Source organism: Novacetimonas pomaceti (genome assembly GCF_003207955.1).
Lineage (GTDB): Bacteria > Pseudomonadota > Alphaproteobacteria > Acetobacterales > Acetobacteraceae > Novacetimonas > Novacetimonas pomaceti.
The window spans coordinates 220941-237232 of sequence record NZ_NOXG01000002.1; the positions used below are offsets into that span (position 1 = coordinate 220941).

Genomic DNA, 16292 nt, shown 5'->3' on the forward strand with positions numbered 1-16292 from the left:
ACGTCTTGCAAGGGATCGCGCAATGTCATCGGATAATGCCCCCGTCTTACGGACCGAGGCCGAGGAAACCGCCCGCCGTCACAAAGGACGCATCTATGGTGTCGCCCTGACGCTGGGGGCGCTGGCAACGATCCTGTATGTGCTGAGCCTTATCAGGATCTGATGTAATCATAGGAAAGTTTTTGGTGAAGCTTTTTCCAAAAAGCTTCGAAGAGACGCCACCTTTTTGAAAAAAGGCGGCACCCAAAAACTTTCATGACTTTCCGGATCCCTGAGGGCAACTTCCCTTTCAGGCAGGAATCCCGATCACGACATATGAAAAAGGGTGGCGGAACATTATGTCCCGCCACCCTTTTTACTGCCCTGTCATGTCCGAGTTCGTTAGCGGGCGGCCTGCTGTATGGCCGCCACCAGCCACGTGCCGCCACGCGCGCTGCGAACAAAGGTCCAGAGTTCCGTGACCGTCGTGCGCTCGGTGGAGCTGCCGTCAATCACACGGCCGGTCATGTCGGTGGTGATGTCGATCAGGGAATACCGCATGGCCACCGTGGCGTAATCCATGCCGTTTTCCCGCCAGCTTTCCGTCAGGTCACCCCGTTCGAAGCGTACGTCCGATACGACGTTGCGCGCCCCCCGGCTGGCCAGTTCGTTCAGCTGGTTGCTGAAGTAATTGACCATCTCAGGCGTGGCCATGTGCTGCAGCGCGCCCAGATTCTGCTGGCTCCATGCGGTCTGCACATTGATCAGCGCCTGCTCGAACGCCTGATAATCCGCTGCCGTTATGACGGGCTGCGGACTGGTGGCGGGGCTGGCCCCCATCGGCTGCGCGGGGCTGCTGCCCGTCAGGCTGGACAGGCCCGGCATGCTCACCGGACCGCCGGAGGCGCCATTCCCGGCAAAGCGGCGGACCAGCCAGCGCACCACGAAGAAGATCAGCAGAAGCTGGATAAGCAGGCCGAAGATTCCGCTGCCCCCCATGCCGCCACCGAACATCCCATGACCAAACATCATGCCAAACAGGCCCGCGCCCAGCAGGCCACCGGCAAAGCCGCTGAGGAAGGGGTGGCGGGGCCGTCCCATCATCGCCGCCGCCCCTGCGCCATAAGGCATGCGTGTGGCCGTGCCATAGGGTGCTGACGGGCTGCTGCGTGGCGTCATCGTCTGCTGGAACGGGGTCGCGCCATACGGGGCCGTGGCCGACCGGGGAGGCGCGCTATATGTGCGTGACCCCCGGCTGCCCATCGACATGCCACCGCCGGCCCGCGCATCGGCGGGCACGGAATGGACAAGCAACGGCAGCACTGCGAGTGCGGCACTGAGGCTCAGGATGATGCGTTTACGTGGCATCTGTCGCGTATGGGTCTGTTTCATCTGCGTCAGGGTATCTGGTATCCTGCGATAGGGCGATCCCGTCGATGACCGACCGGACCAGAGTTTATCCAGATATGGGGTATCGGTGGGCGGATAAACAGGGGGCGGGCCGTATTATCCTGCCTTCTGACGTGGATTTCATGCCCCGGCAATCATCATGTCATCGATCCGCACGGTCGGGGCGTTGGTCGCGCGACGGAATTCCAGGTCACTGGCGACCTGCATGCGGCCGAACATTTCCAGCAGGTTGCCCGCCACCGTCAGTTCCGCCACAGGTTCCGCCAGTTCCCCGTTACGGATCATGAAACCGGCGGCCCCGCGACTGTAATCGCCCGTGATGCCGTTGATGGCCGATCCCATCATCTCGGTGATGTAAATCCCTTCGCCGATATCCGCCATCAGGTCTCGCGGCGTCACCTGCCCGGGCTGCATGTACAGATTGCCCAGCGACGGCGACGGCGGGGAGGAGGCGCCCCGGCTGGCGCATCCGTTCGATGCCAGCCCCAGCTGCCGCGCACTGCGCGCGTCGAGCGCCCATGTCCTGAGCACCCCGTTTTCCACGATCGTCAGGGGACGCGTGCGCATTCCCTCGCCATCAAACGGATGCGCGCCCAGACCGCGCCGGCGCAGGGGATCGTCGATGATCGTGATGCCGGATTCCATGATCTTCCGGTCCAGCCGGTCCTTGAGGAAGGAGGTCCCCCGCGCGATGGAAATCCCGTTGACCGCGCCCGACAGATGGCCAAGCAGGCTGGTGGAGATGCGCGGGTCCAGCACGATGGGCAGGCGGCCGGTACGCGGCCGTGTCGGGTTCAGGCGCGCCACGGTGCGTTCGCCCGCCCGCCGCCCGATGGTCGCCGCGTCCTCCAGGTCCGACAGGTGCACCGCCGAATGATAATCGTAATCACGCTGCATCGCGGTGCCCTGGCCCGCCACCACGCTGGCGGAGACGGAGTGGCTGGTGCGTGAATATTCGCCCGCAAACCCGGCGGAGGTCATCAGGACGATGTCGGTATGTCCCGCGCTGGCGGACGCGCCGTTGGTGTTGGTCACGCCTTTGACCGCAAGTGCCGCGGCCTCGGCCACACGGGCGCGTTCGATCAGGTCCGCCGTCGAAGGTGCTGCCGTATCCACAAGGTCCAGCCCCGCCGCGTCGAGGCGTCCCTGCGCCGCCTGGTCGCACAGCCCGGCGAAGCGGTCCTCGGGCACGACGCGCGCCATGGCAAGCGCCTGTGTCACCAGCGGGTCGAAGCGCGCGGGGTCAAGGCTGGTGGCCGAAACGATGGCCGAACGCTGTCCCACGAAAACACGCAGGCCAAGGTCGCATGTCTCGGAACGTTCCAGATCCTCCGCCTTGCCATTGCGCACCTGCGCCGCATGGGCGGTCCGGGTGATGTAAACCGCATCGGCCGCATCCGCGCCGGCGGCGCGTGCCCGGCTGAGCAGGGTCGAGACGAGGTCGAGCGGCTGTGCATTCATCGGGCAAGGATCTCCGCGACGGTGGCGACGGGGGGCATGTGCCGGACCGGTCCCAGCGACGTCAGGGTGGGCGTGCCATGGAAAATCCGCGCGGCCACGCGCTGCACGTCGGCGATGGTGACGGCGTCGATCCGTTTCACCGTTTCATGGGTGGGGATCAGGCGGTCGAAAATCTGCAGCTGCCGCGCCAGCTGTTCGCATCGGCTGCCGGTGCTTTCCAGTGACATCAGCAGCGATGATTTCAGCTGCGCGCGCGCGCGGTCAAGCTCATTCTGCGCCACCTGTCCCTGCACCTTGCGCAGTTCCTCCAGGGTTACGGGAATCAGGTCGGCCACCTGCGCCTCGCCCGTGCCGGCGTAAATGCCGAACAGGCCGCCCTGGCGGAACGGGGCGTTGAAGGAATAGACGGAATAGACCAGTCCACGCTTCTCGCGGATTTCCTGGAACAGGCGCGACGACATGCCACCGCCCAGCAGGGTCGAAAGCAGCAGGGTAGGGTAGTAGTCCGGATCGCCATACCCGACGGAGGGGAAGCCGAGCACGATATGCGTCTGGTCAAGGTCGCGCTGCTGCGCGAAATCGCCCCCGACATAGGTCACGGCGGGACGCGGGGGGACGTCTGTCTGCGGCAGGTCCTGGAAATATTTTTCAACCAGCGCCACCACCTTGTGGTGATGCAGGTTGCCCGCCGCCGCGATGATGGTGTTGCGCGCGGTGTAATGCGCGCGCATGTAGGTCACCAGCGTCTCGCGGCTCATTTCGCGGATGCCGTCCTCGGTCCCCAGGGTGGGGCGGCCCATCGGCTGGTCCGGAAAGGCCGTTTCCTGGAAATGGTCAAACACGATGTCGTCGGGCGTGTCATTCGCCTGCCCGATTTCCTGCAGGATCACGCCGCGTTCGCGCTCCAGCTCCTCGGGGGCGAAGCTGCTGTGGGTCAGGATGTCGCCGATGATGTCCACGCCAAGCGGAAGGTCCTCCTTCAGCAGCTTGACGTAATAGGCCGTGTGTTCGCGGGCGGTATAGGCGTTGATGTGGCCGCCGACATTCTCGATCTCTTCCGCGATGCCCGCCGCCGTGCGCGTTGCCGTGCCCTTGAAGGCCATGTGTTCGAGGAAATGGGAAACCCCGTTCTCGCTCGCGGCTTCGTTGCAGGTGCCGGCGGCGACATACGCCCCGAACGAAACGGTCTCGACGCGCTCCATCCGTTCGGTGACGACGGTCAGCCCGGAAGGCAGGCGGGTAACATTGATGAGGTCAGTCATTCGGATCCTGCGGGGCCGGCCGGCATCCGTGCCGGCGGGGCCATTTTAAGAAATCATGAAAAAGGAGAACGCGCGAAGGAGTCAGCCGTTTTTCAGCACGGCGGCGCGAACCCTGTCCTCGATCGCGCCAAGGTCGGCGGGGACGACCTCGTAACGCTCCGGCCGGTCGAACAGGTCCGCCAGCGCATCGGGCAGCGCCGGGCGGATCCCGATGGCCTTTTCCATCGCATCGGGGAATTTGGCCGGATGCGCCGTCGCCATGGCCACCATGGGGATGCCCGGTTCGCGGAAGGCATGTCCGGCGGCGATGCCGATGGCCGTATGCGGGTCCGCCATGTAATGGCTTTCGGCATGAATGCGCCGGATTTCGGCCATTGTCGCATCGTCATCCAGTGCCACGCCGTGGAACAGGGCGTTCGCCCGGTCCCATACGGGGGTGGAAACGTGCATGCGCCCGGTCTTTCGGAACTCCGTCATGATCCGTGCGCATGCGCCCGCGTCGCGGTCGAGGAGTTCGAACAGCAGCCGTTCGAAATTCGACGACACCTGGATATCCATCGATGGCGACAGGCTGGGCACGACGCCATGGATGCTCATGTCGTTTTCGTTGAGGAAGCGCGTCAGGATGTCGTTGCGGTTCGACCCCACGCACAGCGCGCGGACCGGCAGCCCCATCTGGCGCGCCACCCATGCGGCCAGCACGTTGCCGAAATTGCCCGTGGGCACGGCGAACGCGACCTCCCGGTCGGGCGCGCCGAGCGCCAGGGCGGAATAGACGTAATAGGGAACCTGTGCCGCGATCCGCGCCCAGTTGATGGAATTGACGGCGGACAGATGCATGTCCGCGCGGAACGTGGCATCCGCGAACATGGCCTTTACCATGTCCTGGCAATCGTCGAACGTCCCCTGCACCGCAAGGTTGGTGACGTTGGGTTCCAGCACGGTGGTCATCTGCCGGCGCTGCACGTCCGATGTGCGGCCTTCGGGATGCAGGATGACCACGCGCAGGCGTTCGCGCCCGCGACAGGCCTCGATCGCGGCCGATCCGGTATCGCCCGAGGTCGCGCCCACGATGGTCACATGCCCGTCACGCTGCGTCAGGACATGGTCGAACAGGCGGCCCAGCAGCTGCATCGCCATGTCCTTGAACGCCAGCGTCGGGCCATGGAACAGTTCCTGGACGAACAGTCCGTCCTCCAGCTGCGTCAGGGGCACGATGGCGGCATGGTCGAAATGGGCATAGGCGTCCCGGCACAGGCCCAGCAGCACGTCCGGCGCGATGGAGCCTTCGGTGAACGGCGCGATGACGCGCGCGGCCAGTTCGGGATACGCAAGCCCGCGCAGTTCCCGCCACTGCTGGACGGAAAATGTCGGCCAGCTTTCGGGCATGAAAAGGCCGCCATCCTCGGCCAGGCCAGCCAGGAGCACGGACGAAAAATCGCGGACAGGGGCTTGTCCCCGGGTGGAAATGTAACGCATGGATCCGATCATAATGCCATCATCCCACCGCGCGAAGGGGGCGCGTGGGGTTCGATTGCCCTATCCTGAACGATTTTGCCGAAGGTGTGTCAGAATTTCGCCTCGGGCAGGGCCGCCACGTTGATGCGATAGACATGGACCGGCCACGCCACCTGCATCTGGCCGCCATTGAGCGCGGGGGTGCGGTCAAGCTGGGCCGCGGGAACATACAGCATCCCCTGCGGGGTTACGTGGGAACCGGCGGGCCACTGCAGGCGCGCATCCATCACGATGCGTTGATAGATGCGTCCGGGGGTAAGGCGGAAGATGCTGCCGGTCGATACGTCATTGAGGTAGAGCGTCCCGTCAGGCCCTACCGCGATCCCGCCATAGGGGGGGGATTTGTACCACAGGGTGGGACTGTCCTCCAGCTCGATCGGGGTGACCTTGGGATCGATCAGCACATCGGTTCCCAGCTTGTAGATCGGTCCGCTGAGCGGTTCGAAATACAGCCATTTTTCATCCGGGCTGATTGCCATCTGGCTGACATTGACGATGGCGGTGTGGCCTGCCGCGTTCTTCATCACCCGTCCGTCGGGGCCGATGATGGGCCGCCCGGCCGTAAGCGCCGGGTTGTGTTCCATCAGCCGGCGCTGCGCATGGCCGTCAAGGTCCGCCACGATGATCGCGGGCACGCCTTCGTCACCGATATAGGCATGGCCATTGCCCACCCGCATGGCCGCAAGGCGGCTGTCGGGACGCAGGGCGGCGGCATCGACGTTCCACGTGGCCGTGACCTGCGCGGTGCGGGTGTCGATCCGCACGACCTTCGGCTGGCCGCGCGCGCCATCGGCGGGGATGCCGCTGTCCAGCACCCATAACGTTCCGTCGTCCTGCAGCTGGATGTCCGCGGGCGCTATCAGGCGCTGTCCTTCCGGCGTGGCGGGATCGTTCCATGCCGCGTCGGGATAGGGATGGGGCTGTTTCGCGGAATCGAGGATGACAAGCCCGCCCTGCTTCACGCCAGTCCATGCGGGGGCTTCGGCGATGATCCGCCTGTCGGGAAGGACGACCACGCGGTCCCATGTCGCGGCCGTCGATGTCGCAACCTCCTCCATCGGGGCGGAGGGATCAAGCGGCGGCGCCGGCTTGGCCGCCCGCGCGGCGGTGGCGTTCATCATGGCAAGCGCCCCGACAAGGGCGAAGGCGACGCCCGCACGGCAGGCGCGGTGCGGACGCGACGGTATGGAAGCATGGCTGGACATCGTGCGCATGTCGCCATGAACCGCCCCGGAAGGCAAGGGGGGCGAAGGAATGACGGGCATCGCCACAGGGGATGTCACGCGCAAGGCCGTTGGGGGACAGGCGGAAGACTGTTTGAGAAGACTGTTTGAAAGGACCAGGCCGATGATACCCTCAGATCATGAAAGTTTTTGGTGAAGCTTTTTGCAAAAAGCTTCGTAAGACGTCGCCTGTCTGGAAAAAGGCGACATCCCGAAAACATTTATCGGTTTTTATCAAAGGGTTGATTTCAAACCCTCTCCCGGGAAAGGGCTGCGATCCTATTCCCCGCAATACCGGCCGCGCAGGTGCCGCAGGTAGGCGTCCGGTCCCGGTGGCGCGCCCGTGGCGTCGGCCACGATGTCGCGCGTGGATGCGCTGCTGGCGCGATGATGGACATGCGTGCGCAGCCATGACAGTAGCGACGTGAAATCCCCGCGCCCGATTTCCTCCATCAGGGCGGGATTGTCGCGTTGCGCCGCCTCGCGCAGCTGTGCCGCGATCATCGCGCCCAGCGTATAGGTCGGGAAATAGCCCCACGCCCCCGAAGGCCAGTGAATGTCCTGCAGGCAGCCCAGACGGTCTTCCTTCACCGTCAGGCCCAGCAGGTCGTGGATGCGTTCATTGAAGGCCGCGGGCAGGTCGCGCAGGGACATCTGTCCGTTGATCAGCGCGGTCTCCATCTCGTAACGGACAAGGATATGGGCCGGATAGGTGATTTCATCCGCATCCACCCTGATGAAACCGGGATGCACGCGCGTAACCTGCCGGTACAGCGTGTCGGCCGACCATGCGGGATCATCCACGTTCCCGCCCAGCGCCCGCGCCACGACGGGCGCGGCCCATGTCATGAATTCATGCGACCGGCAGATCTGCATTTCCATCAGCAGCGACTGGCTTTCATGCAGGCTCATCCCGCGCGCGGCGCCAACCGGCTGCGCATGCCATTCGCGCGGCAGTCCCTGTTCATACAGGGCATGCCCGCTTTCATGCAGGACGCCCATCAGGGCGTTGAGGAAGTCGCCATCCTCGTAACGGGTGGTGATGCGGACGTCGTCTTCCGCCCCGCCGCAGAAGGGATGCAGGCTGACGTCAAGCCGCCCGCGCGACATGTCGAATCCCACCGTGCGCATCATCGTGTGTCCCAGCGCCGCCTGCGCCGCCGTATCGAATGGTCCCCCGGGCAGGGCAGGGACGTGGTATCCGCGCTGATGATCGAGGGCGCCGGCGATCAGGCCGGGCAGTTCGGTGGACAGGCGGTGAAAGACCGGGTCGATATCGTCCTGCCGCGTGCCGGGATCATACTGGTCCAGCAGCGCGTCATAGGGCGACAGGCCCAGCGCCGCCCCCTTGGCCTGCGCGGCTTCGCGGGTAAGGTCCAACACCTCCGTCAGCAGGGGCAGGAGGGAGGCGAAATCATTGTCGCGCCGCGCCGTGCGCCATGCCATTTCGCAGCGGGAGGACGCGCGCGACATCGCCTCCACCAGCCGCGACGGCACGGCGACCGCATGGGCGTGGACCCTGTGCATTTCATGCAGGTTCGCGACCTTCCACGGATCATCCGCGACATCCGCCGCGTCCAGAAGTCCGGCCATTTCCGGGTCCGTCATGATCCCGTGCTGCAGGACCGACAGCGTCGCGATGCTTTCGGCGCGGCTGTGCGCCGCCCCTGACGGCATCATGGTGGCCCTGTCCCACCCAAGGATGCCCAGCGCGTTGGTGATATGGCCCATCTGCGCAAAGCGGCGGGTCAGGGTTTCATACGCGGCCAGCGCGGCGGTGGTGGGGGCGGCATCAGGCATGGGGCGATTTTCCGGCGTAAAGGAGTCGTTATTCATTGCGCCCTAGCGTGGCGGCGTCAGACGCAACACGCAAGCACAAGCAGGAGTGGCCTTGATCCATGCCGGGAAACGCAGCCAACGCGATCGATCAGGGCATGTGGATGCTGGCGCGTGGCCAGACGGTGGCGGCGGCGGGACATTTCCGCCGGGTGCTGCGCCGTGACGGGCATAATGCCGGGGCGTTGCACGGGATGGCGTGCGTGGTGCGGGCCTGCGGGCGCGATGACCTTGCGATCGGGCTGGCGGGACGCGCGATCGAAATCGAGGGGGCAGCGCATTATTACGTGACGCTTGCCCTCGCGCTGATGGCGCGCGGTCATCTGGCGCAGGCGCGCGCGGCGGTGAACATCGCGATCCTCAAGGCCCCGCGCGACCCGATGGCCTGTGCCGCGCAGGCCCGCATTGCCGAGGCATGCGGCGATTTTGCCACCGCCGAGTCCGCCTGCGCCCAGGCGATTGCCGCCGCCGGTGGCGCGGCATGGCGGCCCCGCGCCGACATGGCGCGTTTCCTGTGGCGGCGCGACCGGCGCGACGATGCCCTGTCATGGATGCGCGAGGCCTATCGCCTTTCCCCGCTGGAAGACACGGCGATGTTTCACGAACTGGTGGAGATGCTGCTGGGCTGCGGCCATCTGGGGGAGGCGCGCCTTAGCCTCGAGGCATGGCTGCGGCATCTGCCCGATGACGCGCTGGCGGCGGGAAACCTTGGCGCGGTGCTGTTCGCGCAGCGCGATTTCGCGGGCGCCCTGCCATGGCTGCGGCGATGTGCCGATGTCATGCCGAACGCGGACTGCCTCAATAACCTTGGCCTGACCCTCATGGCGCTGGGGGACGTGGAGGGCGCGCGGCAGGCCCTGTCGATGGCGCGCGACATGCGCCCGGGTGACGGGCGGATTGTCGTCAACCTTGCCACCGTCCTGTCGGAACAGGGGGAGGGGAGGGATGAGGCCGCCAGCCTGTGCCGCGCCGTCATGGAGGACGCGCAGGCCGACAGCCATACAAGGGCGCAGGCCCGATTCAACCTTGGCACGATCCTGCTGGCGCAGGGACGCATGGCCGAAGGATGGGCCTGCTGGGAGGCGCGGCACGCGCTCATGCCGGCTGTCGTGACGCATTATCCCGTGCTGCCCTGTTGCGACCGCGCCCTTGTGACAAATGGTCCCCCGATGGCGGAGGGCGGTACGCAGGCGGAACGCCGCATCGTGGTGCGCGCCATGCAGGGCATGGGCGATACGATCCAGTTCCTGCGTTATGTCCCGCTGCTGGCGCGGCGATGGCGCGTGGTGCTGGTGCTGCCGCCCGCGCTGCACCGTCTTGCACGCAGCCTGCGTGACCGGACAGGCGCGCCAGTCGGGTCGCGTGTGGAAATTATCGCACCTGATGACAGATATCCTGCGGGAGTTTTCGCGCAATGTGACCTGTTCAGCCTGCCGCATCTTCTGGGACTTGATGTCCTGCCCCGGCCGGCGGGCGCGTATGTCGGACCACATGAGCCGCCACGCCGGGCGGGACGCGTCCGGGTGGGACTGTGCTGGTCGGGGAACGCGCAGTACCGTTTTGACAGGCTACGTTCGGTTCCGGCGGCGCGGATGGCGCTGCTGCGTGATGTGGAGGGGGTGGAGTTCGTCAGCCTGCAACATGGGGCGACGGCGGGTGACCTGCCGTTCCCCATGGAAATCCCCGCGATGGATGACGTGATGGCGACGGCGCGGGTCATCGCCACGCTGGATCTGGTGATCTGCGTGGATACGATGGTCGCGCATCTTGCCGGTGCGATGGGATGGCCGGTCTGGCTGCTGAACCGCCATGGCGGGGACTGGCGCTGGTCCGCCGCGCTGGATGGGGGCGGGGCTTCGCCCTATGGGCAGCGGGGAAGCTGCTGGTATCCCGGCGTGCGGCAGTTCCGGCAGGCGGAATGCCGCACGCCGCCGGATTCGTGGAATGATGTCCTGATGCAGGTGCGCGACGCGCTGCGCGACTGGCGCGCGGCGCGGGACGTCAGATCGTGATGCTGTCGAACTGCGAGGTCAGGCGCGTGGCGTCCGCCTCCGCCTTCTGAAGGCCCGACAGCAGGGCCTGGCGGATGGTATCCAGCCGGGACTGGTCCGTGATTTTCAGCCCGAAAAGGTCCTTGACGTAAAAGACGTCAACCGCCCGCACGCCATAGGTGGTGATGTGGGCGGAGGCGATCTGCAGTTTCTGGTCGCTGATGGTCGCGGTGATGTCATGCAGCAGGCCGGGACGGTCGCGCCCGTTGATTTCGATGACCGTGCAGGCATTGGAGGCGCGGTTGTCCATCACCACGCGCGGCGGGACATGGATGGCGCGCATGCGCCGGCCACTGCCGCGCCGCCCGCATCCGGCGATTTCGCGGCTGATGTTGATGCGTCCCGACATCGCCTGTTCCACCAGCATCGACAGGCGGGCCAGCTGCTGCGGTTCCTCGAACGCCGCGCCGTCCGCATCCTGTATCCACAGCGTATCCAGCGCCATGCCGTTGGTCATGGTGTGGATGCGTGCATCCACGATGGACGCGCCGGCAATGGCGACCGCGCCGGCGATGCGCGAAAACAGCCCCGGATGGTCGCCGGCATAGATCGTGACTTCGGTAACACCGCGCGAGGGAATGGGTTGCGATTCGATCGTCAGGGGGGATTCGCGTGCTTCCGAATCGGTAATCAGGCGGATATGGCGGCGATGGGTGTCACGGTCGAACGACAGCCAGTAACTGCCATAGCCAAGCCCCATGAAATGGGTGATGTCCTTTTCAGGCAGCCCGTCCTCGGCCAGCCACTGGGCGGTCGCGGCCTTGGCGCGGGCCACGCGGACGTCACGCTCCGTCGTCGCCATGCTGCCTTCGAGGACTTCCGCCACGCGTATGTAAAGCTCGTTCAGCAGCGTCGCCTTCCACGCGTTCCACACGCGCGGGCCGACGGCGCGCATGTCCACGATGGTCAGCAGCAGCAGCAGGCGAAGCCGTTCGGGCGACTGGATGATGTCGGCAAGGTCGAGGATCGTCTTGGGGTCGTCGATATCGCGCTGGAACGCCGTATGGCTGAGCAGCAGGTGATGCAGCACCAGCCACGAGACCGTCTCGGTCTCCTCGCTGTCCATGCCCAGTTCGGGGCAGACATGCAGCGCGATTTCGGACCCGATTTCGGAATGGTCGCCCCCGCGTCCCTTCGCGATGTCATGCAGCAGGACCGCCACATACAGCGCCCGGCGCGAATGCAGGTTGCGCGCCAGTTCATAGGCCAGCGGGATTTCGTCGGCCATCGCGCCATGTTCCACCCGCTCCAGGATATGCAGCGCGTCGATGATGTGCTCGTCCACCGTAAAGACGTGATAGGTGTCGAACTGCATCTGCCCCACGACCCGCGACCAGTCCGGCAGCAGCCGCCCCATCAGCCCGGTTTCGTTGAGGATATGCAGCCAGTAGGCGTTCCCCTTGCGCCGTCCCTCGTCCATCTGGTGGAAACTGGGCGCGTCATCGCCCTGCGCCGCCCCGGATGTGACGTGGCGCGGGCGATCGGGCGGGGTGCCGCACATCAGGTCAAGGAAAATGGCGGAGGACTCGGGATTGCCGCGCAGGCTGGCCGCATGGCGTTCCCAGCGGATCATCTGCTGCATCGCAAGGGGATGGATCGGCAGCTTGCGCTTCTTCGCCCAGGCCAGCAGCCGCATCATCTGGATGGGCTCATGCTCGAAGGAGGTTCCGCGTTCGGGCAGGATGCGGCCATCCATGACGGTAAAGCCCGCGTCGCGCATCTGCGTGTCGGCCTGTGGCGCGTTGGCGATGGGACCCAGCGCCTGGCGCAGCACCGCGGGTTCGAGCACCAGCGTCAGGCGCATCACCTCCCGCACCGTCAGGAAGTAGTGGCGCATGAAGCGTTCCACCCCGACCTGTCGGCCGTGGCGGGTATATCCCATCCGGCCGCCGACCACCGGCTGCACGTCGAAGGTCAGGCGTTCCTCCGCCCGGCCGGAGACGTAGTGGAGGTGGAAACGCACCCGCCACAGGAAATCCCATGACCGCCGCGCGCGTTTCGCCTCCTGCTCCGTCAGCAGGCCCAGCGTGTTGAATCCCGGCGCCAGCAGGTCGGAGACATGGCGCGTGCCAAAGGTGTAGCGGCACATCCAGTAAAGCGTCTGCAGGTCCCGCAGGCCGCCGCGCCCTTCCTTGACATTGGGTTCCACCAGATAGGGGCTGTCGCCGAAACGGTGGTGGCGGGCCGCGCGCTCACGCCGCTTGTCCGTGATGAAGGACGCCGCCCCCACCGTGACACAGGCCACGATGTAACGGGCCTCGAACATGGCGAACAGGTTGGCGTCCCCCGCCAGCAGCCGCGCATCCAGCAGCGTGGTGCGCACGGTGGTGTCGGCCTCGGCCTCGGTGATGCATTCGTCGATGGTGCGTGTCGCGTGCCCGACCTTCAGCCCCAGGTCCCACAGGAAATACAGGATGTATTCGACAATGCCGCGCACGTTGTCCGATGGCGTGTCGGATGTCAGGAACAGCAGGTCGATATCGCTGAAGGGCGCCAGCAGCCCGCGCCCGTATCCCCCCGTCGCGGTGATGGCGAAACTGATGTCGTCCTCTTCCTGCGACTCGGCAGGGACGCTGCGGGTCGCGAAATCGCACAGCGTGCGGATCATCCCGTCCGTATATGCCGCCAGCAGCTTGCCCGCCGCCGCCCCGCCAAGGCGATGGGCCTCGAACTCCTCGCGCACGTGCGTCTGGAAATGCGCCAGATGCCTGCGGAACAGGCTGATCGCCTCTTCACGCGACGGACACGGGGCATGAGGACCGCTCAGCCCCAGCGTCTCGCGCAGGGCAAGGGTCATGTCCTCGACAGTGGAGGAGGCGTGGGCATGGCTCGGCATCGGGGTGTGATCGGCGTCCTTTGGGCGAATGGCCGGACGAGTGTGCCGGTCTTTGCTGTTACGGGTCCAGAGGTTCCTTACTGGAATGTAGGAGTTTTTTTAACTGGTAAAGGGTGTCGAGCGCCGTGCGCGGGGTCAGTCCGTCGGGGTCGAGGGCGATGACCATCTCGATCACTTTTTCCGGCAGTGCGGGCATGGCCGGTTCCGCCGCCGCCGGGGACGCGCCCACCCGCTCGAACAGGGGCAGGGCGGGGGCCGCGGCATGACGTTCCTTTTCCAGTCCCGCCAGCAGGCGTCTGGCCCGTTTTACCACGGGTTCGGGCACGCCCGCCAGCCGCGCGACATGCACGCCCCAGCTGCGCCGCGCCGTGCCGGCGATGACCTCGTGCTGGAAAATCACCTCGCCCTTCCATTCGCGCACGCTCATCGTATGGGGGGCAAGGCGCGGCAGGCTTTCGGCCAGTTCGGACAGTTCATGGAAATGCGTTGCGAATATCGCCCGGCACCGCAGCGTCGAATGCATGGCCTCCAGCACGGCCCACGCGATCGCCAGCCCGTCGAGCGTTGCCGTCCCGCGCCCGATTTCATCGACCACCACCAGCGAACGCGGACCGGCCTGGTTCAGGATCGCGGCCGTTTCCGTCATTTCCACCATGAAGGTGGAACGCCCGCGCGCCAGGTCGTCCGCCGCGCCCACGCGCGAAAACAGGCGATCGACGATGCCGATGCGCGCGGCCGCGGCACAGACCGGCAGTCCCGCCTGCGCCAGGATGACCGCCAGCGCCGTCTGCCGCAGGAATGTCGATTTGCCTGCCATGTTCGGCCCCGTCAGCAGCATGACGCGCCGGTCGGGCGACAGGTCGCAGCTGTTGGGGGTAAAGCGCGCGTCGCGCGGCAGCGCCGCCTCCACCACCGGGTGGCGGCAGTCGGTCAGGTCGAACGTGGTGTCGTCGCTGATGGCCGCACGGCACCATGTTCCCCCGCCCGCCAGTTCGGCGCATGACTGCACGATATCGAGGACCGCCAGCGCGGTTGCGATGTCGGGCAGGGCCGGTTCGTCGAGTATGCGCTGGACAAGCTGGGTGAACAGGGCGCGTTCACGCGCGGCCGCGTGCTCGGCGGCCTCGATGATGCGCTGGTCGAGGGTGACGAGGCGGTCGGTGGAAAACCGCGCGGCGCTGGCGGTGCCCTGGCGCAGGATCAGGTCGTCGCGCCCCTTCAGCCGGGCGGAGGCGGCCGATGGCACCTCGATCACGTAGCCAAGCTGCGCATGGTGGCGGATCTTGAGGTTGGAGATGCCGAATTCATCGGCATATTCCTGCTGCAGGGCGGCGACGACCCGGCGGCTGCCATCGCGTAGTTCGCGTTCGCTGTCGAGTTCGGCGTCATATCCGCCTGCGATGACGCCGCCATCCTCCAGCCGCGCGGGCAGGCTGTCGGACAGGGCGCGGCCCAGCAGCGCCTCAAGCTCCGTCGCCTTGTCCAGGTGGGCTGTAGCACGCAGGACCAGCGCCGGGGCGTCCGTCGTTTCACGCACGATGGCCGCGACCTGTCGCGCGGTGGACAGCGCCGTGCGGATCGCCGCAGCGTCGCGTGGCTGTCCCCGGCCCAGCGACAGGCGGCCCAGCGCGCGCGCCACGTCGGGCGCGGGACGCAGCGCATCGCGCAGGGACTGGCGCACCTGTGGCTTGTCCAGCAGCCACGTCCATCCGTCCTGCCGTGCGGTGATGCGCGCCACGTCCGTCAGGGGGGCGGCGATCCATTCGCTCAGCAGGCGGCTGCCCGCCGCCGTTACCGTGCGGTCGACGGCGGCGAACAGGGTGTGCGTGTTTTCCCCGTCGCGGGTGCGCAGCAGGTCGAGGCTGGCGCGTGTCGCGGGGTCGAGGCCAAGGACATCCGTGCTGTCATGGGGCTGCGGGCGCGACAGGCGCGGCAGCTGCCCCGCCTGGCTGCGGCGGATGTAGTCGATGGCGGTGGCGCCCGCCATGGCTTCCTCGTCCGAAAACGTGCCGAACGCGTCCAGGCTGGCCGCGCCGAACGTCTCGGCCATGCGCGCGCGCGCGACGGCCGCCGCGACGGGGATGACGGGCGGTGCGCGGCGGCTGTCGAAATCGCCCAGCGCGATGTCCTCCGCACACAGGATTTCCGCCGGGTCCAGCCGTCCCAGCAGGTCCTGCAGCCCCTCCGCCCCCACGGTGGCGGTTTCGAACAGGCCGGTGGAAATGTCGATCCACGCCACGCCCAGCCGCGCGTGCGACCGCCCGGCCACGATGCAGGCCAGCAGGTTCTGGCGTCCCGCCTCCAGCAGTTCGTCCTCGGTCAGGGTGCCGGGGGTGACCAGCCGCACGACCTCGCGCCGCAGGGGGCCTTTCGCCGCGCCGCGTCCTTTTCGCGGGGCCTCCGTCTGTTCCGCGACGGATACGCGAAAGCCCCGGCGGATCAGGCGTGCGAGATAGGCTGGCGCCGCGTGGACCGGCACGCCGCACATCGCGATGGGCGCGCCCGCATGGGTGCCCCGCGCCGTCAGCGAGATGTCAAGTGCCGCCGCCGCCGCCTCCGCATCGGCGAAGAACAGTTCGTAGAAGTCGCCCATCCTGAAAAACAGCAGGGCTTCGGGATGCTCCGCCTTGAGGGCGAACCATTGCGCCATGGCCGGGGTGGCGCCTTCGGGGGAGGGGATGGTCATGGTGTGGATGTGTAAAGGGGCCATGGCCGA

General features: G+C 66.4%; 10 protein-coding genes. 2 read left to right on the forward strand and 8 right to left on the reverse strand.

Features of this window, described 5'->3' with window-relative positions:
- Positions 1–22 precede the first annotated feature (22 nt).
- A complete protein-coding gene (locus tag CFR71_RS16390; protein ID WP_165829187.1) occupies positions 23–163 on the forward strand; it encodes a hypothetical protein in 141 nt (46 codons plus the stop codon).
- 218 nt (positions 164–381) lie between these two features.
- Here the strand turns inward: CFR71_RS16390 and CFR71_RS03385 are convergent, their stop codons facing one another.
- The 6 genes from CFR71_RS03385 to CFR71_RS03410 all read right to left on the reverse strand — a co-directional run bounded on the left by CFR71_RS03385 (position 382) and on the right by CFR71_RS03410 (position 8653).
- Positions 382–1371, reverse strand: a complete 990-nt coding sequence (locus tag CFR71_RS03385) for a Tim44 domain-containing protein (protein ID WP_110526964.1) — start codon at positions 1369–1371, stop codon at positions 382–384.
- A 138-nt stretch (positions 1372–1509) separates the two neighbouring features.
- Positions 1510–2850, reverse strand: a complete 1341-nt coding sequence (locus tag CFR71_RS03390) for a TldD/PmbA family protein (protein WP_110526967.1) — start codon at positions 2848–2850, stop codon at positions 1510–1512.
- Positions 2847–4112: a M16 family metallopeptidase gene (locus tag CFR71_RS03395; protein ID WP_110526970.1), complete on the reverse strand. Its 1266-nt coding sequence runs from the start codon at positions 4110–4112 to the stop codon at positions 2847–2849. The genes CFR71_RS03390 and CFR71_RS03395 overlap by 4 nt, the downstream gene beginning before the upstream one ends.
- Positions 4113–4193: 81 nt before the next feature.
- Positions 4194–5591 (reverse strand): threonine synthase, encoded by a 1398-nt coding sequence (gene thrC, locus CFR71_RS03400; protein WP_110527560.1) that lies wholly within the window; start codon positions 5589–5591, stop codon positions 4194–4196.
- 89 nt (positions 5592–5680) lie between these two features.
- Positions 5681–6913: a major royal jelly family protein gene (locus tag CFR71_RS03405; RefSeq protein ID WP_239020247.1), complete on the reverse strand. Its 1233-nt coding sequence runs from the start codon at positions 6911–6913 to the stop codon at positions 5681–5683.
- A 219-nt stretch (positions 6914–7132) separates the two neighbouring features.
- On the reverse strand, positions 7133–8653 hold the full coding sequence (locus CFR71_RS03410; RefSeq protein ID WP_110526973.1) for a carboxypeptidase M32: 1521 nt from the start codon (positions 8651–8653) through the stop codon (positions 7133–7135).
- Between the two features lie 98 nt (positions 8654–8751).
- Here CFR71_RS03410 and CFR71_RS03415 point away from each other — a divergent pair, with 98 nt between their 5' ends.
- Entirely contained in the window at positions 8752–10701 is a 1950-nt protein-coding gene (locus CFR71_RS03415) for a tetratricopeptide repeat protein (RefSeq protein WP_110526975.1), read from the forward strand.
- On the opposite strand, the gene CFR71_RS03420 is transcribed toward CFR71_RS03415, so the two are convergent.
- Together CFR71_RS03420 and mutS are read right to left on the reverse strand one after the other, a co-directional pair.
- On the reverse strand, positions 10691–13576 hold the full coding sequence (locus CFR71_RS03420) for a [protein-PII] uridylyltransferase (RefSeq protein ID WP_110526978.1): 2886 nt from the start codon (positions 13574–13576) through the stop codon (positions 10691–10693). The genes CFR71_RS03415 and CFR71_RS03420 overlap by 11 nt on opposite strands.
- Positions 13577–13634: 58 nt before the next feature.
- The gene (gene mutS, locus CFR71_RS03425) at positions 13635–16262 is read right to left on the reverse strand and encodes a DNA mismatch repair protein MutS (protein ID WP_110526981.1); all 2628 of its coding nucleotides are present in this window, start codon (positions 16260–16262) and stop codon (positions 13635–13637) included.
- Positions 16263–16292 lie beyond the last annotated feature (30 nt).